17 protein-coding genes and 1 pseudogene are annotated in these 16,020 nt (G+C 53.6%); 12 read left to right on the top strand and 6 right to left on the bottom strand.

All coding sequences use genetic code 11. The annotated features are described in order from the left end of the window. Positions 1 to 89 precede the first annotated feature (89 nt). On the top strand, positions 90 to 545 hold the full coding sequence (locus ACFSSA_RS01715) for a universal stress protein (protein ID WP_386818040.1): 456 nt from the start codon (positions 90 to 92) through the stop codon (positions 543 to 545). A 93-nt stretch (positions 546 to 638) separates the two neighbouring features. On the opposite strand, the gene ACFSSA_RS01710 is transcribed toward ACFSSA_RS01715, so the two are convergent. The 4 genes from ACFSSA_RS01710 to ACFSSA_RS01695 form a co-directional block, all read right to left on the bottom strand. Beyond that, positions 639 to 1,706: a phosphate acyltransferase gene (locus ACFSSA_RS01710; protein ID WP_386818039.1), complete on the bottom strand. Its 1,068-nt coding sequence runs from the start codon at positions 1,704 to 1,706 to the stop codon at positions 639 to 641. A gap of 65 nt (positions 1,707 to 1,771) precedes the next feature. After that, entirely contained in the window at positions 1,772 to 2,230 is a 459-nt protein-coding gene (smpB, locus tag ACFSSA_RS01705) for an SsrA-binding protein SmpB (RefSeq protein WP_386818038.1), read from the bottom strand. Positions 2,231 to 2,261: 31 nt separating this feature from the next. After that, complete coding sequence (locus tag ACFSSA_RS01700) at positions 2,262 to 2,540, bottom strand: DNA-directed RNA polymerase subunit omega (protein ID WP_386818037.1); 279 nt, start codon at positions 2,538 to 2,540, stop codon at positions 2,262 to 2,264. A gap of 127 nt (positions 2,541 to 2,667) precedes the next feature. Continuing rightward, positions 2,668 to 3,063 (bottom strand): DUF3147 family protein, encoded by a 396-nt coding sequence (locus tag ACFSSA_RS01695; RefSeq protein WP_386818036.1) that lies wholly within the window; start codon positions 3,061 to 3,063, stop codon positions 2,668 to 2,670. A gap of 86 nt (positions 3,064 to 3,149) precedes the next feature. On the opposite strand from ACFSSA_RS01695, the gene ACFSSA_RS01690 reads away from it, so the two are divergent. From ACFSSA_RS01690 to ACFSSA_RS01645, 10 genes and pseudogenes are all read left to right on the top strand, one after another. Then, the gene (locus tag ACFSSA_RS01690; RefSeq protein ID WP_386818035.1) at positions 3,150 to 3,602 is read left to right on the top strand and encodes a Jag family protein; all 453 of its coding nucleotides are present in this window, start codon (positions 3,150 to 3,152) and stop codon (positions 3,600 to 3,602) included. Between the two features lie 32 nt (positions 3,603 to 3,634). Beyond that, a complete protein-coding gene (locus ACFSSA_RS01685; RefSeq protein WP_386818034.1) occupies positions 3,635 to 4,105 on the top strand; it encodes a DoxX family protein in 471 nt (156 codons plus the stop codon). 47 nt (positions 4,106 to 4,152) lie between these two features. Beyond that, entirely contained in the window at positions 4,153 to 4,497 is a 345-nt protein-coding gene (locus tag ACFSSA_RS01680; protein ID WP_386818033.1) for an acyl-CoA thioesterase, read from the top strand. Between the two features lie 195 nt (positions 4,498 to 4,692). Next, a pseudogene (locus ACFSSA_RS01675) lies at positions 4,693 to 4,941 on the top strand (alpha-L-fucosidase C-terminal domain-containing protein); the annotation flags it as partial. A 46-nt stretch (positions 4,942 to 4,987) separates the two neighbouring features. After that, positions 4,988 to 6,565 (top strand): NAD(P)/FAD-dependent oxidoreductase, encoded by a 1,578-nt coding sequence (locus ACFSSA_RS01670; protein ID WP_386818032.1) that lies wholly within the window; start codon positions 4,988 to 4,990, stop codon positions 6,563 to 6,565. 72 nt (positions 6,566 to 6,637) lie between these two features. Next, a complete protein-coding gene (gene cls, locus ACFSSA_RS01665) occupies positions 6,638 to 8,152 on the top strand; it encodes a cardiolipin synthase (protein WP_386818031.1) in 1,515 nt (504 codons plus the stop codon). A gap of 136 nt (positions 8,153 to 8,288) precedes the next feature. After that, positions 8,289 to 9,134, top strand: coding sequence for a MotA/TolQ/ExbB proton channel family protein (locus ACFSSA_RS01660; RefSeq protein ID WP_386818030.1), 846 nt, complete (start codon positions 8,289 to 8,291; stop codon positions 9,132 to 9,134). 35 nt (positions 9,135 to 9,169) lie between these two features. Beyond that, a complete protein-coding gene (locus ACFSSA_RS01655) occupies positions 9,170 to 9,589 on the top strand; it encodes an ExbD/TolR family protein (protein WP_386818029.1) in 420 nt (139 codons plus the stop codon). A gap of 6 nt (positions 9,590 to 9,595) precedes the next feature. Beyond that, a complete protein-coding gene (locus ACFSSA_RS01650; RefSeq protein ID WP_386818028.1) occupies positions 9,596 to 12,022 on the top strand; it encodes a tetratricopeptide repeat protein in 2,427 nt (808 codons plus the stop codon). A gap of 48 nt (positions 12,023 to 12,070) precedes the next feature. Further along, positions 12,071 to 12,793, top strand: a complete 723-nt coding sequence (locus tag ACFSSA_RS01645) for a phosphodiester glycosidase family protein (RefSeq protein ID WP_386818027.1) — start codon at positions 12,071 to 12,073, stop codon at positions 12,791 to 12,793. Between the two features lie 9 nt (positions 12,794 to 12,802). Here ACFSSA_RS01645 and ACFSSA_RS01640 read toward each other — a convergent pair whose 3' ends face one another. After that, positions 12,803 to 13,504, bottom strand: coding sequence for a L,D-transpeptidase family protein (locus ACFSSA_RS01640; protein WP_386818026.1), 702 nt, complete (start codon positions 13,502 to 13,504; stop codon positions 12,803 to 12,805). A gap of 210 nt (positions 13,505 to 13,714) precedes the next feature. On the opposite strand from ACFSSA_RS01640, the gene ACFSSA_RS01635 reads away from it, so the two are divergent. Then, positions 13,715 to 15,193, top strand: a complete 1,479-nt coding sequence (locus ACFSSA_RS01635) for a Gfo/Idh/MocA family protein (RefSeq protein WP_386818025.1) — start codon at positions 13,715 to 13,717, stop codon at positions 15,191 to 15,193. Here ACFSSA_RS01635 and lpxA read toward each other — a convergent pair whose 3' ends face one another. Beyond that, positions 15,194 to 15,994: an acyl-ACP--UDP-N-acetylglucosamine O-acyltransferase gene (lpxA, locus tag ACFSSA_RS01630; RefSeq protein ID WP_386818024.1), complete on the bottom strand. Its 801-nt coding sequence runs from the start codon at positions 15,992 to 15,994 to the stop codon at positions 15,194 to 15,196. Between the last annotated feature and the right edge of the window lie 26 nt (positions 15,995 to 16,020).

The following is a 16,020-nucleotide window of genomic DNA, read 5'->3' as shown; positions in this document are numbered from 1 at the left end:
GGCCACCTTGGGGCGCGGACAAGCTTCCAGCGCGAAATCAACCAATCTTTGGCTTTTCCGCAGTCAAAAACCGAGTGTATGTTACTTATATGAAAACGATTTTAGCTGCTGTTGATTTCTCAAATGCTACCCAAGGTGTGGTCAATACTGCTGCCGAAATGGCAAAGGCATTCGGGGCGGAGCTTCATTTGCTGCATGTCATTGAGCCGGAGCCGACTTATACTGCCTACGGCTTCACGCCAGAGGAGTTTCCCGCTATCCAAACCTTCCACGAGGAAACCCGAACCCGCGCCCAGAAAACGCTGACGGATGCGGCGGCCAGGGTAATAAACGGTGTGACTCCGCAAACTCATCTGGGCGATGGTAGCCCACTGCATGTGCTGGAGGAAAAAGCCAAGGAACTCCATGCCGATCTCGTCGTTCTTGGCTCCCACGGGCATGGCGTGGTTGCCTCGCTTTTACTTGGAAGTGTGGCGGAAGGCATGGTGAGAAAATCGTTTGTGCCGACATTGGTGATTCCCGCAGGTGAGCCGGAAAGCCTATAGGCCTTTTTAATAAAGCGCCCAATGCCTGCGTGGAAGTTTCCCCGCAGGCTCTTTTGTCCGGTTAGGCTTCCGGCTGACAAAGGATCGACGGACCTAGAAATCGTTATCCGGATATAGCTCGTGGCGCTTGATCGCTTCCACGGCGACTGCTGCGGCTGTCCCGAAAATAGTCTCCACAGTGGCGGTTCTTGGAACCTGCGCCGCCGGGCGGGAGAGGCCAAGAATGAGTTTTCCGTAGTTTTGGGCACCTGCCAGATGCTGCAGAAGCTTCAGAGAAATATGGGCTGCGTCCAGGTTTGGAAAAACCAGCACGTCTGCAATCTGGCGTTTCGAGGCATCGGGCAGCTTCGTTTCCGCAGCTTCGGGATCAACGGCCACATCTGCCTGCAGCTCGCCATCAATATCCATATCCAGCAGTTCCTGCTGGGCACGGTTCTTCGCCATGGCGGTTGCCGCAACGACTTTTAGCGCCTCGGGCGTGGTGGAAGTGCCTTTGGTGGAATGGCTGAGAAGGGCGATGACCGGCTTGCGTCCGAGGAAGTGAGAGGCGAGTTTTCCGGTCTCAATAGCGATCGTCGACAGCTGATCGACGGTTGGCTCGGGGATCAGGCCGGTATCCCCCAGGAAGAGGACGCGGTCTTCACCAAGGAGAGGGAAATGCTGCGCTACAATGACCGATACCCCGAAGATGCGTTCCACCTCTTTTTTCGGTTTGATGTTGTGCAGCAAGGCACGGAAATAGGCGGCCGGGATAGCTTGATTGCCGCCGACGATAGCGTCCGCATGGCCGTATTGCACCATCATGGCTCCGAAATAATGGGGGCGGATGATGGTTTCCTCGGTATCAACCTGATGGCTATCGCGGTAACGGGCCATATTTTCTGCCCGTTTGATGAACAGTGGAAGATCGGAAGAGGTCTTCGGATCCGTGATTTTTACGAAATCGAGTGAGATGTGGTTTTGCCCGGCAAGAGCTCTTATGCGCTCGGGACGCCCCAGCAGAATTGGCGCAACGGCTTGGGCTTTTACAAGACGCGCGGCAGCCTCAATGACTCTGACGTCTTCTCCTTCCGTGAAGACAACCCGCTTTGGGTGGCGGCGTAACTGTTCGATTAGCTGTCTGGTGACGTTATTGTGAGCCGCTGGTGTGGAATCTGCCATGATTGGGATAGGGTCTTAGCCGGTATCTTGGGAGGCTGCCAGCAAGGAATCAATACCTGAGATGCTTAGCGTTGATTAAAGCGCGACATTTCTCGCTGGGCCTCACGCAGCTCGACCTTTTTCTTCAGGTCATGGCGTTGATCCGAATGGGTTTTCCCTTTGCCGACGCCGATTTCGACTTTCACGCGGCGGTTCACCCAATACATGCGCAACAAAGGCAGGGTGCAGCCTTTGATGGCTGTTTCAGAAGAAAGTTTGAGAATCTCCCGTTTATTCAGAAGTAGGCGGCGTGGGCGCTTCGCCTGATGGTTGAACCATTCGCCGGCGGTTTGCCAGGGCTGGATGTCACAACCGTATAAAAATACCTGGTTGCCTTCAACTCGGGCGAAGGCATCGGAAACATTGATTTTCCCGGCACGGATGGATTTGACCTCCGTGCCTTTGAGCTCCAGGCCTGCCTCGTATTTATCGTGGATATTAAAATCCCGGCTGGCCTTGCGGTTGGTAGCGATTTCAGAGCTCATGAAGTAATAGCCGGAATGCTGGCCGCTCCGGTCAGATCGTCATCGGTTTTTCGATGAGCTTGATTTTACCTTCGATGATTTCTGTGAGGGCAATATCAGCTGCGCCCATGCTTGGGCGGGTAGGAATCAGCGGCGAACGGCCACTGTTAAGCTGGCGGACCCGTTGGGATACCAGATTAATTAGGACCAATGGGTCGGTGACGATTTCAGAAGCCTGTTCAACAAGATCGCTTTTCATAGTGGAGCCGGGAATACGCGGATTTGGTCGTGCCTGATCAAAAGAAATTACATTCTCTGGAACTGTGGGCATGACGTTATCGCTCAAAACAATTTAAATAAGATGGTGGCGGGCTGGCTGTGAAACCAGACACAGAGGTTTTATGCAAGTCCAATCTGGCTTGTTTCACCAATAAATCACGGTTTTTCAGAAAAAAATTCTATTTCGGCATGAGGTCGATCCCGAACTTCCTCAAGAGTATCACTGTCAGCCAGAAACAAAGGGTGGTGATGGCGCAATTTGCCGCGAGGGCGGACCAGAAGGACCAGCCGTTGCGAAGCATCCATGGGAGTATCAGGAACATCGGCAAGGTCGGCAGGACAAACCAGAAGGTTCCTTCTGCATGCCCGGCGATGCGGCTGGTGGTTTGGCCGCCGTGCCACATCCAGATCATTGCCAGCAGGGAAGTCAGTGGAAGTGCGATAAGCAGGGCGGAGAGCTTGTCACTGAAAAGCTGCACTTTATTGACGAATAGAATGATCACTGCGGTGATCAGGATCTTGACGAGATCAAATGGCGTGACGGCGAGAATTTTTCCCCACGGAAGCTGGCTCATGGGAGGATTTTCCGCCGTTTTGGTTTCCCATCAATATAAAATGCACGAAAGTTGACCGATACCAGCTTTTGGCTAGAGTTCTGCCTATGAACTCTGCAGAACTCGCCGGAAAAATACTCGATTCGATGCTGGGCCACCTGGGGCTTGCCGCGAACATTGAGATCCAGGAAACAGCGGACGGCCCGTGCCTGCAGATTTTTTCAGCGGAAAAGGATCTTATTATCGGTGATGGCGGGGACCGTCTCGACGATATCCAATATCTGGTAAATCGGATTCTCCGCAGGCAGATGCCTGATGCCGGGCGGGTAAAGGTGGATTGCGAGCATTTCCGCTCCATGCAGGAAGATCAGCTGCAGGACGAGGTGCGCGAGCTTATCGATCTGGTAAAGACCCAGGGGAAAACCTATAGGATGCGCCCGCTCAATGCCTATTACCGGCGTTTGGCCTATAACGTGATTGCAGGAGATGACGCGGTTAGCGCAAGCTCGCCCGCCGGCGATGATCGGCTCAAGCGCATTGCCATATCGCCCAAGGCCTAATCAGCCACATCCCACACCCACTTCTTTAGTATATGAAAAAATTCTTCTTCGATTGCGGAACCCGCGACTCCACGGCCTCACTGGGTATCCTCTTCCTGCGGGTCTGCACCGGCTTAATGCTTCTGATCGGCCACGGGCTTGGGAAAATCCAAAATTTCGAGATGATGAAGGAGAAATTCCCCGTTCCGGATTTCTTCCCGCTCAGGCATATGTCTCCGTTCTTTTCACTGATTAGCACGATCGGGGTAGAAGTGGGATGCGCGGGATTGATCGTGCTGGGGATCGCCACCCGGCCAGCTGCTTTCATTTTGGCATTCACGATGACAGTTGCGGCATTTAATATTCATAATTCCGATCCATGGTTCATGGGGCCGGGAGTGGAAGGTGCCAAAGAGCTTGCGTTGCTTTATCTCATCCCGTCTGTGGCAATATTGCTAACGGGTGCCGGCGCATATTCCGCGGATGCGTCTATTTACAAGGAAGGACGCCGTAGAAGATGGTGAGCGTGAGGGTGGATCTTCCGGCTTCGTGGCTCTCAAACTGACAGAAAATGGAAACTCACCGCCTTGTCCTCCCAAGTGACCTGAACCACTATGGATTTTTATTCGGAGGCAGGCTTTTAGCTTGGATCGATGAGGCGTCCTGGATTGCCGCGTCCTTGGATTTTCCCCATTGTCAGTTTGTGACGATAGGTATGGATAAGGTGGAATTCCGCCACGGAGTGCGCGATGGGACTATCCTTTGCATCAATTGCTCCCAGACAAGGAAGGGTAAAACTTCCGTAACCTACCATGTGGAAGTCAGCGACGGACGGAATTTCCCGGCTCCGCCGATTTTTTCGACCAATGTTTCATTTGTCTCCGTGAATGACTCTGGGGAGAAACGGGCGATCTGATTTTGCTGCAACAAACCGCATGTTTCATACGTCATCTATAATGATGATGAATCCCACGCGCTTTTTATTTCCGGTGAGCTTATGCGCCGGTTTCGCAGGTTTGGCACTTTCGGCAGAGTTGCAGCCGGAGCCGGATGCTAAAGGTATCGTCGCCTCTTCGGAGATTGCTTCTGGTCCTTAACCGCGGAGGACTTCCGTTTCACCCGGTCAAAGGATGGTCAGACACTCTATGCCTTCTGCTTCGGAATACCTGAGAACGAATTTCGCATCAAATCACTCGCGTCTGATGCAAAGGTAACCACGAAAACCATCGCAGCTGTGGAAATCCTGGGAGTCGGGGAAAAGATCACCTGGAAGCAGGAATCCGACGCTCTGGTCATATCGAAGCCGTCCTTCCTCCCGAACGAGGAGGCGATCGGCATCAAGATCACTTTTAGAGAGTGAGCGGTCTTGAATGTGGTGAGGGGATGGGTTTTTATCCGTTTCCGCCATGCTTCATACCATCGATATTGTCCTGCCGCTTGAAAGTTCCGAGGAAACGGAGGCCAGAAAAATAGCGGCAGCCCGTATCCTCGGAGTTTCCCCGGAGCGGATCGGAGGCATGCGTTTGCGAAAGCACTCGATTGATGCCCGGCAGCGGCAGGTAAAGGTCCAGCTGCGGCTGGAAGTCTCGGTGGACGAGGATCTGCCGGAGGAGCCGAAACCTGTCTGGACAGCCCCGGCACTGGCTGGGAATGCGAGAAGGATCCTGATCATCGGGGCTGGCCCCGCGGGGTTATTTGCCGCACTTCGCTGTCTGGAGCAAGGCTTGAAGCCGATTGTCCTGGAGCGCGGGAAGGATGCATCGGCGCGGCGTTTCGATCTAGCGCCCATCCTGCGGGAAGGGCGGGTGATTGAGGACTCGAACTATTGCTTCGGCGAGGGTGGCGCAGGCACATTTTCTGATGGGAAACTCTATACCCGCGCGACAAAACGCGGCCCGGTAGCGGAGGTCTACCGGATTTTGGTCGCGCACGGGGCGCCTGAAAAAATCCTCACGGATGCGCATCCGCACATCGGATCGAACCTTTTGCCAAACGTGGTCAAGGCGTTGCGGCAGTCGATTCTTGATCACGGCGGTGAAGTGCATTTCCAGGCAAAGGTGACTGATTTTCTGGTATCCGGCGGGAGAATTCATGGTGTCGTTACCGCTGATGGGCGTGAATTTTTGGCCGATGCCACGGTTCTTGCAACCGGGCACTCCGCACGGGATATTTACCAGCTCCTCGCTGACAAAAATATCCTGATGGAACACAAGCCTTTCGCGATTGGCTTCCGTATTGAGCATACCCAGCCGTTTATCGACCGCCGACAATACAACATTCCAGAGGGGCAGCCACGTCCCGATCTACTACCGGCAGCCCGCTATCGGCTGGCGACAAAAATCAACGACCGGGGGGTTCATTCATTCTGTATGTGTCCCGGCGGGTGGATCGTGCCCGCGGCCACGGCGGATCATCAGGTGGTGGTAAACGGGATGTCGCTTTCGCGCCGCGATTCCCCTTTCGCCAACTCCGGTCTGGTGACGACCATCGAGCCGGAGGACATTAAGGGGCTGTTTCAGAAACACGGCATTATGGCTGGGATCGCTTTTCAGGAAAAACTGGAACGAACCGCGAAATCCGCCGGGGGCAACAAAGAGCTGGGACAGATTGCTCCGGCTCAGCGTGCGGCAGATTACCTGACAGGGAAAATTTCGCAGGATCTGCCGGAGACCTCCTATTTCCCCGGCTTGAACTCCGCGCCACTGCACGATTTGCTCCCCAAACCGGTCACTTCCCGCATCCGGCAGGGACTGAAACTTTTCAATAGACAGATACGCAATTACGCATCTTCCGAGGCCCTTTTATTGGGATTTGAAACCCGGACTTCCTCCCCGCTTCGTATTCCACGGGAGGCTGAGACCTTGCAGCATCCAGAGATCGAAGGGCTTTTTCCCTGTGGGGAGGGGGCTGGCTACGCGGGTGGAATTGTCTCCGCTGCCTTGGACGGGCTGAAGGTGGCGGACGCTCTCATGGCGAAGTGCTAAAAATACCCGTGAAGAACGATTAGAAGGGCATTGTGCCCACCGGGTGCTAGGGTTTGTAAGAATATTGCTCATATGGAAAATCACAGCGCCAGCGATTCCGAACCAGACTCGCATAAGAAGAAAAAGTTCAATCGGATCCGGGTTTTCTATCGATTGTATCGCAAGCGCTTGATTGCGGGCTTTGTCGTGCTCGCACACGTCGCCGGGGCGCTGACTTCGGTGGAGGCGGTGATGGAGACGCGCACGCCTCCGGGGGCGGTCGCATGGGCAATCTCTCTTAATCTTTTCCCGTATGGAGCGGTGCCTGCCTATTGGATTTTCGGACACACGGAATTCGAAAGCTACCAGGCGGCGAGCTTGCTCAATGAGGCGGAGTTTGAACCAATCAGGCAGGATCTGACTTCTTCATTGGCAAAACAAGGGCTGCGCGACATCCCGGATACGCCCTTGGAAAAGATGCTGGAATCGCTCACCCCATTGAGCTTCACCTACGGGAACAAAGTGGATCTGTTGGTGGATGGACGGGAGACCTTTGATGCGATGTATGCTGCAATCGACAGCGCGCAAAAATACATTTTGCTCCAATCCTACATCATCCGGGATGACGCGACCGGAAGGCGGTTTTCCGAGAAACTCATCGCAAAAGCAAAGGCCGGTGTGATGGTGAAGGTCCTTTATGATGAAATCGGCTCCCTCGGGCTCGGGAGTGAATTTACCGGTCGTTTGCTGGCTAGCGGGGTGGACGTGAAGGCATTTTCCACAAACCAGTCGGATGGCCGGAAGTTCCAGCTGAATTTTCGCAACCACCGCAAGATCATGGTCGTGGATGGGAAAATCGGGTTCTCCGGCGGCTTGAACATCGGTGATGAATATCTTGGGAAGCACGATGAGCTGAGCCCTTGGCGGGATACGCATATGAGTGTCAGCGGGCCAACGGCGATGCTGCTCCAGCTCCCGTTCGCCGAGGACTGGTATTGGGTCACCGAGGAGGTTCTTGATGGCTTGGACTGGGAATTGAAACCACCTGCCGAGGATGCGGATGCGACGGTGCTCTGCCTGCCCACGGGGCCGGCGGATATCCGCGAAACCTGCGGCCTCTTCTTTCTGGCAGCGATCAACAGTGCCAAGGAACGGCTGTGGATCGCCACGCCTTACTTTGTTCCGGATGAGCAGATTCTCTCAGCCCTGAAGCTTGCCGTCTTACGGGGAGTGGATGTCCGGATCATTGTTCCGGGGATGAATGACAGCACGCTCGTGAAATTCTCCTCCTATGCTTATCTGGACGAGGTGAAGAAGGCCGGTGTCCGCGCCTACCGTTTCGGGAATGGTTTTCTGCACCAGAAGACAATGCTTATCGATGATGATTTCTCCTGTGTTGGATCCGCGAATATGGACAATCGTTCGTTTCGATTGAATTTTGAAATCGTTCTCGCCGTCAAAAGCGAAGATTTTGGCAATGATATGGAAAAAATGTTTGAAAAGGATTTCGCCGATTCTACGGAGTTCAACGAAAAGGATTTGGACGAAAAATCCTTTCCTTTCAGGCTCTCATCCAGGGTTTCCCGGTTGTTGGCCCCGATCCAGTAGACCAGGTGGGAAATTGGCTGAAATCGGGCGAAAAATTACCGCTTTTCTCATCGTAGACATGGGTTTCCGTGCCTATTTCCACCGCCATCCAAGGGCTTGCAAAGCCTTTGCCAGACGTTACACTCCCCGCAATTAAATGAAGTGCTTCACTTTCTCAACCGCCGTAACAATTTTCGGCGCTCTTATCGCCAACGCTCAGGAAGCCCCCGGAGAAGTCGCGACCAAGCAGACAAACTTTCTCGAAATCGTCGCCGCAGGTGGTGTGATGATGTATCCGCTTGCCCTGATCTCCGTGGTCGGTGTGGTTTTGGTTTTGTTGTATTTGCTTACGATCCGCCGGAACGCTGTGGTGAGCGATCGCTTTATGAATGCCGCCGAGGCGATGATCCGGAAGCGCGATTACCTGGGGCTTGTTGCCTACTGCCACCGCCAGAACGAGTCGATGGCGAGGGTGACTCAGAAAACCCTAGATTTTTTCACAAAATATCCAAGCGCCTCTTTTGGTGAGGTGCGTGAGGTGGCGGAAGCGGAGGGCTCCCGGCAGGCCGGATTGCTATCATCCCGGATCACTTATCTCGCGGATATTGGTTCCATCGCGCCCATGGTCGGTCTGCTTGGAACAGTGCTCGGAATGATCAAATCATTCCTTCAAATTTCGGGCGGAGATGTACAGGGAGTGCGCCAGATGGAGCTTGCGGAAGGCGTTTCAGAAGCTCTCATCACGACTGCCGCCGGTTTGATGATCGGTATTCCGGCGCTGGTTTTTTACTCGTTATTCCGCGGCCGCGTTCAGAAGTATATTGCCGAGCTTGAGGCTGCGGCGACTCACCTGATGGCACTTCTTCACACCCAGGTGGAGCACCAGAAGCCGGCCGACAGGGACACCCACAGCCATGGCTCCAGCCAGCGCACGCGCGAGGATTATGGAATGCCTGTGCCATCGCCACTGGGCAATGACCGCCCAGATCTTCACGGCATCTAACATTTTCAGTAGCAGACAGCTTTCCTTTCCCCAGTATGAAGTTCTCCAGCAGGCAACCTGAATCCGCCAATATGCAGTTGGCTCCGATGATTGATATCGTCTTCTTGCTGCTGATTTTCTTCATCGTTACCTGGCAGTTCACCCGCTCGGAAACGGAGCTTTCCGTTTCGGTTCCCACGGCGCAGGAAGGTGCTGAGCCGGAACGCCAGCGCGGTGAAATCGTGATCAATGTCCTCGCGGACAGCACGGTCCGCATTGAGGGCACGACTGTGGATCTCGAGCAGCTCCATGAAAAACTGGCGTCAATCGCAGCCCAATTCGAAAATCAGCCTGTCCGTATCCGTGGCGATGGAGGTGTTGCCTACCAGCGCATCGTCGAGGTGATTGATACCTGTCAAAAGGCCGGAATCTGGAATATTTCCTTCGCCACGCAACGTCCAACTCCTTCCCAATAGACCGGCATGCAGAAATTTTCACCTTCCACGTTATCTTCCGGATCCCAGTCTTTGATCGGGCTATGTTGGCTGGGAGTTGCAGCTGTGGCTCTGCCTGTTTTCGCACAGGCGCCTCCGCGGGCGGGAATTGTACAGGAAGACTTGCGTGCGGATGCTGGGCGGGATTATTTCCAACGTGGGAAAAACATTTTCGATGATGCCCAGAGGAGTGTGGATTTGCAGACGCGTAGAGAGCTCTACCTGCGTGCTGCGGATATCTTCTCAGGATATATCAACGAATTTCCAGCTCACCCGAATGCGGAAGCCGCATGGTGGTATATGGGAAGCAGTTACTATCAGGCGGGTATGATCGATGATGCAAAGCGTTGTTTTTCGACGCTTTTAAATCGTTTCGGCCAGGGGAAATACGCCGCCGCCGCCGCCTACACACTTGCCGCGGATCACTATAATAAACGTGAGTATGCCTTTGCCGCACCGCTATTCGAGCGATTCGCAGCAAATGCAGCCAGAGCTGAGGACAAGCCCAAAGGGAATCTCTTCGCCGGAAACTGTTATCGTCTGCTAGGGAGGGACCGCGAGGCAATCGCTGCTTACAAGCGGGTTATCGCGGATCCGGCGGGAGCTCTTTTCCGGGATCAGGCACAACTGGCAATCGCACATATCAGCTTCAAGAGCGGGAAGCTGCAGGAGGCGTTGGACGCCTTTGCTGCAGTCGCCAATTCCAATGCGCCGGCGAAATATCGCGGCGAAGGCGCGCTTCATGCGGCAATCACTGCAACAAAACTGGGGGAGACAGAGCTGGCTGAAAAATATCTTCGCTTCATTTTGTTTAATCGCGGCATGGAGGAATATCGTCCGGATGCCCAGACCGCATTGATGGAAAACTATTATGCCCGGAAAGAGTATCGGGAGGTCATCGATCTTTTCCGCAAAAGCACGTTGAAAGCGGAGGGCGAAAAAGAGGCTATGCGGTTGATGATTGCCGCCCGGGCTATGATGAAGCTTGATCAGCCTGCGGAAGCCAGCGAGCTGTTCCGCGAGATCGAGCGCATGGTGCCGCCGGAGAACGATCTTGCCTTCCAGGCTTCATATTATCGGCTCAATTGTTTTTTTAAGATAGAAGGTCGCCACGTGGTCGATCAGGTTGACGCGTTTATCCAGATTTACGGGAAAATTCATCCGAACGACACCCGCATACATACCGCGATGCTGATGAAGGCAGAGACCTTGTTCGCGGAGAACAAGGTGGCGGATGCGGCGAAGGTCTACTCGAAGATTGATCCAACATTGCTGAGTGACTCCAATCGACCGGGCTTTTTGTATCAACGTGGCTGGTGCCTTGCGGAGGCCGCGGATCCACAGGGAGCGATCCGCTCGCTTTCCGAGTTTATTTCCAAATATCCTGAGGACAAGCGGGTGTATCCGGCTTTGGTCAAAAGAGCTAAAGCATTTGCGGAAATCGGCGAGCCGGCCAAAGCGATCGCAGACTTCGATAAACTCACCATGGACAAGGCCGCGCCGGAGGATCTTGCCTCACTCGCCTGGCTGGAATCCGCTCGAACAAGACGCAAGGAGGGCAATATCGAAAACATGGTGATCCGCTACAAGGGGCTGTTGGAAAAGGTCGATGACCTGACCAATAATCTCAAAGCGGAGGCAAATTATTGGATCGGCTGGGGCATGGTGAAAAGCAATTCCCCGAAAGAAGCCGCGCCGTTCCTGAATAAGGCCAGAGAGCTGCGTAGCGAGGCATACGGCAAGCATGCGGGGCTCCTATTGGCGCTTTCCTACTACGCTGGTCAGGATCCCAAGAACCTTGCTGCTGAAATCGAACTGGCGATCAAGGGTGAGTATGTTTCCGATATCCCGAACCAGGCCCTGCAGTGGTCCGGTATGCAAAGCTACAACTCCGGCGACTATGATTCGGCCGCCCGTTTCCTGGAAGTCATTGCAAATGAGGAAGAGCCACGCACCACCCCGAAGGAAGTCTGGCGGTATTTGGCAAAGGCTCTGATTGAGACCGGGAAAGCGGCTGATGCCTTGCCTGCAATTGCAAACGTATTGGAAGTGGAGGACAGCCCGGCATGGAAAGCAGACGCTTTGCTGGATCGCTCGCGGGCATTGTTTGCTCTAAAACGTTACGGAGAGTCCCGCAAAGCCGCCGATGAAGCGCTGGCGCTCCGCCCTCAGGGACGCACTTCCGCCGGGCTGCGCATTGTTTCCGCGGATCTATTTGTTCAGGAGGAAAAGCTTGGAGAAGCCGCTGCGGATTACCTGTATGTCATTCAGTTTCACGATGATGCGGATCTGAAGCCTCTGGCGATTTACAAATATATCGGCGTTCTCGAAAAACAGGGGAAAGCAGACGAAGCGGCGAAGTTCAAGAATCAGCTGGCCTCCGAATTCCCGAACTGGAAGGCCCCTGCCTCGTAGCCGTAGAAGCTGAATCAATGCTCCAAAACATCTTGTAGGACGATCCTATTGAAGCCATTGCGACATATTCTCTGGGCGATCTTTGTGATCTGCCATTGTCACGTTTCGGCCGAGACGATCGAAAAGGAAGGAATCCGGTATTTCGTAGTCAAATGCGATCCTCAAAAGGTAAGAATCGTCTGGCGGGATCCGGAAGGTAGACAGATACGCGATTTTCCGGCTGCAAAGAGTTTTCTTGAATCGCAGGGAGAGAAGCCATGGCTGCTCATGAATGGCGGTATATTTGAGCCCGGCGGCATCCCCAGCGGACTACTTGTGCAATCCGGCGAAGAACTGTGTCCGGTCAATCGCAAGGAAGGTGCTGGAAATTTTTTTTTGAAACCGAACGGGATATTTCTGATTGGCCGACAAGGGGCGCGGGTTGTTGATGCCGGAGCATTCCCTTTGAACAATGAAGTGGTGCGCTTCGCGGTTCAATCGGGACCGATATTGCTAATCAACGGAAAGACACATCCAGCCTTCAACAAGGGTTCCGATTCGCGCCTGTTGAGAAATGGAGTGGGTGTCATGAAGGATGGAAGAGTGATTTTCGCCATCTCGGATCGTAAAGGAACAAAGTCACCGAACCTCTACGAATTTGCAGATTTTTTCCGCAGCCAGGGATGCTCTGACGCACTCTTCCTTGATGGAGATATAAGCCAAATGCGATTCGGTGCGGAGATGAGCCGTCCAAGCAATCAATTCGGCTCTATCATCGCGGTGGTGGAGTAATCGAACTTCCTATTCGAAGACGTAAGCTTTGTTCCGCACCTTGACGTTTGGAGGGAGATGCTTCTCCTCGAAATAGTCGTAACCCGCTTTCAGGTTTTCCCAGAATGCGTAATGTTCGTCTCCCGCAGCCTCTTTCATCCGCTCCCCGGTCATCCTGAATGGGAAGATATGCACTCGGAAGTAGGCCTGGCCGCCTTCGTGGGCCGCATGGCAGAGGCTGTAGATTTCCTCAATTTTCTCGTCGGTCATGGCCAGGCAGCCGATAGAGGCGCTTCCACCATGAATCATAATGAACGATCCGGTTCGGTCGTGGGCCCGATCATATTTATTCGGGTAGCCAATATTGAACGAAAGGTGATAATTACTGTTCGGGTTCATCGCTCTGGGACCTACGTAATAGAAGCCCTCCGGAACTTGGCCGTCGCCCTCGGCAAATTTAGGACCTAGTTCTCCGCTGGCGGCAGCTATAGGATATTCACGGAAAAGCTCGAACTCACCGCTGATTTCACTTTTGAGAAATAACTCAAGGACTCGTTGTTCCTTGAAAGCACGGATGAAAACCGGGGATCCGATACGGAGTTTTTTTTCTGCGAGCGCGTCTTTCATGGAGACTCCCGCCTCCGTGATGATGTCTGTCTCGCGGACCTGACCGTGTGCATTTTTATCGCAGGCGGGGAGTATGGTCATCAGTAGCAAAGGTAAGTATCTCACGGCAAAAGAACGTTATACGGTTGCTAACATATCGTGCACATCTTGTCAGAAATTACTTCGTAAAGCTGACTGGTAATATTGTTTTGGTGGAAGGGGCTCTCATTACTCTTCTGTAAGAGTAATGAGAATCATTCAGTATGTGAGAACTGGGTTTTTCCCATGGTCGTCGAATGGCACCGGGAGCCAATCCACAAAAAATATTCTCACAGCATGTCCGACTCTGATCATCCCACCCCTGCGGAAGCGCAAAACAACAACCGGCGGAAATTTATCAAAACCCTGGGAGGGCTTGGTATCGGGGCGGGGACGTTATCTGCGCTTTCACAGAGTATTGCGAACGATACAGAAGTTCCCTCACGCATTGCAGGTGCGAGGTATATGGGGGATTTTGTGGCCGCCAGGTTGGAGACAATCAAGGTAGCGATTATTGGCCTCGGCTCCCGCGGGAAAGGGCATTGCAACCACCTGTCGCTCATTGATGGAACGGAAGTCGTGGGGCTGTGTGATCTCTATGAGGATCTTTGTAAGAAGGCCAAAGAGATCGTGCTGAAGAACGGAAAGGGGCGCCATGGAGCCGTGAAGCTCTATCATGGTGACGAAAATGCGTATAAAACGATGCTTTTGGAGACGAAGCCCGATTTGGTCTATGTGATCACTCCGTGGAAGTTACACGCGCCTATGGCGATTGATGCAATGAACTCTGGTGCGCACACGTGTATGGAAGTCCCGGCCTGCCTGACAATTGAAGAGGCCTGGCAGTTGATTGATACTGCGGAGAGGACCCAAAAGCATTGTATGATGCTGGAGAATGTTAACTACGGACGCGAGGAGCTGCTATTTCTCAATATGTGCCGCCAGGGAATTTTCGGAGAGCTTCTTCATGCTGAGGCAGGGTATATTCATGAACTTCGCGCACAGATGCACAGCAAACGTGGCACGGGCAGTTGGCGCACTTACGAATATGCGAATCGTAATGGCAACCTTTATCCCACGCACGGGCTTGGCCCCGTCGCTCAATACATGAATCTTGGCCGGGGTGATGATCATTTCGGGCGCATCACCTCCTTTTCCACACCGGCGCGCGGGAGAGCTCTCTATGCGGGTGAGAATTTTCCCGCGGAACACAAATGGAACAATATCGAGTTCAAGGGTGGCGATCTCTCAACTTCGATCATTAAAACCCATCTTGGACGCACGATCATGGTGCAATGGGACGAAACTTCCCCGCGTCCCTATACCCGTCTCAATTTGATTCAAGGCACCAGGGGCACAGGCGCGGGCTATCCCACGCGGATCGCTCTGGATTATAAAAAAGGCGAGCTTCCGGATGCGGTCTTCAACGCCCTCGCCGGGAAGGGCGAAGATCACACGGATTATCACGAATGGGCGGAAGATGAGAAGCTCCAGTCCGTATACGAGGCCTGGGATCACCCGCTGTATCGCCGGATGAGCGCCGTCGCCAATAAAGTAGGAGGGCACGGTGGGATGGATTTCATCATGAACTCCCGGGTGATCGAAGCGATTCGTCTCGGCCAGCCGCTTGATCAAAACGTCTACGAAGGCGTCTACTGGTCCGCGGTTGCACCTCTGAGTGAGGCGTCTGTTGCGGCGGACGGTGCCCCACAGGACTTTCCGGATTTCACCAGAGGTAGTTGGAAAAATACCAAGCCTCTTGCCATCGTAAGCTAATTAGCGGGTGATGCCACGTTGGCTGGCCTCAACGAAATGAATCAGATGCTCAACGTTCGGGCTGGAGGCTGCCGATGTGGCCTTCAGCGAGCTGAGTCCGTTTGCAAGGCTGATATCCTTTTTGAGGAAAAGCCGCTTGTAAGCGGATTTCAGATCGCGGACTTCAGAATCGGTGAAGCCCCGGCGCTGAAGTCCGATAAGATTCAGTCCCCGCGTGGATGCGGGATTTCCATCCACAATCATAAATGGTGGAACGTCTTGAACCACTTTCGCGCACCCACCGATGATGGAATGTTTCCCAATCCGGCAAAACTGGTGCACGGCGCCCATACCGGAAACGATGGCATGATCCTCCACGGTGACGTGTCCCGCAAGGCTGCCGTTGTTGGACAGGATGATGTGGTTGCCCAGCTGGCAATCGTGAGCAATGTGCGAGTAACAGAGAAACAGATTGTTCGACCCGATCCGGGTTGGCAACTCCTCATGGGTGCCGCGATGGACGGTGCAGTTTTCCCGGAAAACATTGTTGTCGCCCACTTCCAGGGCGGTTGGTTCCCCGATGTATTTCAGGTCCTGGGTTTTGCCCCCTACACAGGCGAAAGGGAAAAATTCATTGCCTCTGCCAAAGGTGGAAGTGCCTTCAAGAACAACGTGGGAATGCAGAACACAATTGTCTCCTAAGATAACATTCGGGCCAATGATGCAATATGGGTCGACGCGGACGTTCTTTCCAAGTTCGGCTTTTGGGGAAATAATGGCGGTGGGGTGGATCACTTCCAGAGTTTCAGCCGATTGTGCCATGCGTGACGAGTCATTTTTGTGACAGG

It is taken from the genome of Luteolibacter algae, assembly GCF_042683045.1.
GTDB lineage: Bacteria > Verrucomicrobiota > Verrucomicrobiia > Verrucomicrobiales > Akkermansiaceae > Luteolibacter > Luteolibacter algae.
The sequence above is the reverse complement of the archived record's forward strand: the minus strand, read 5'-3'. Positions and strand labels throughout refer to the sequence as shown.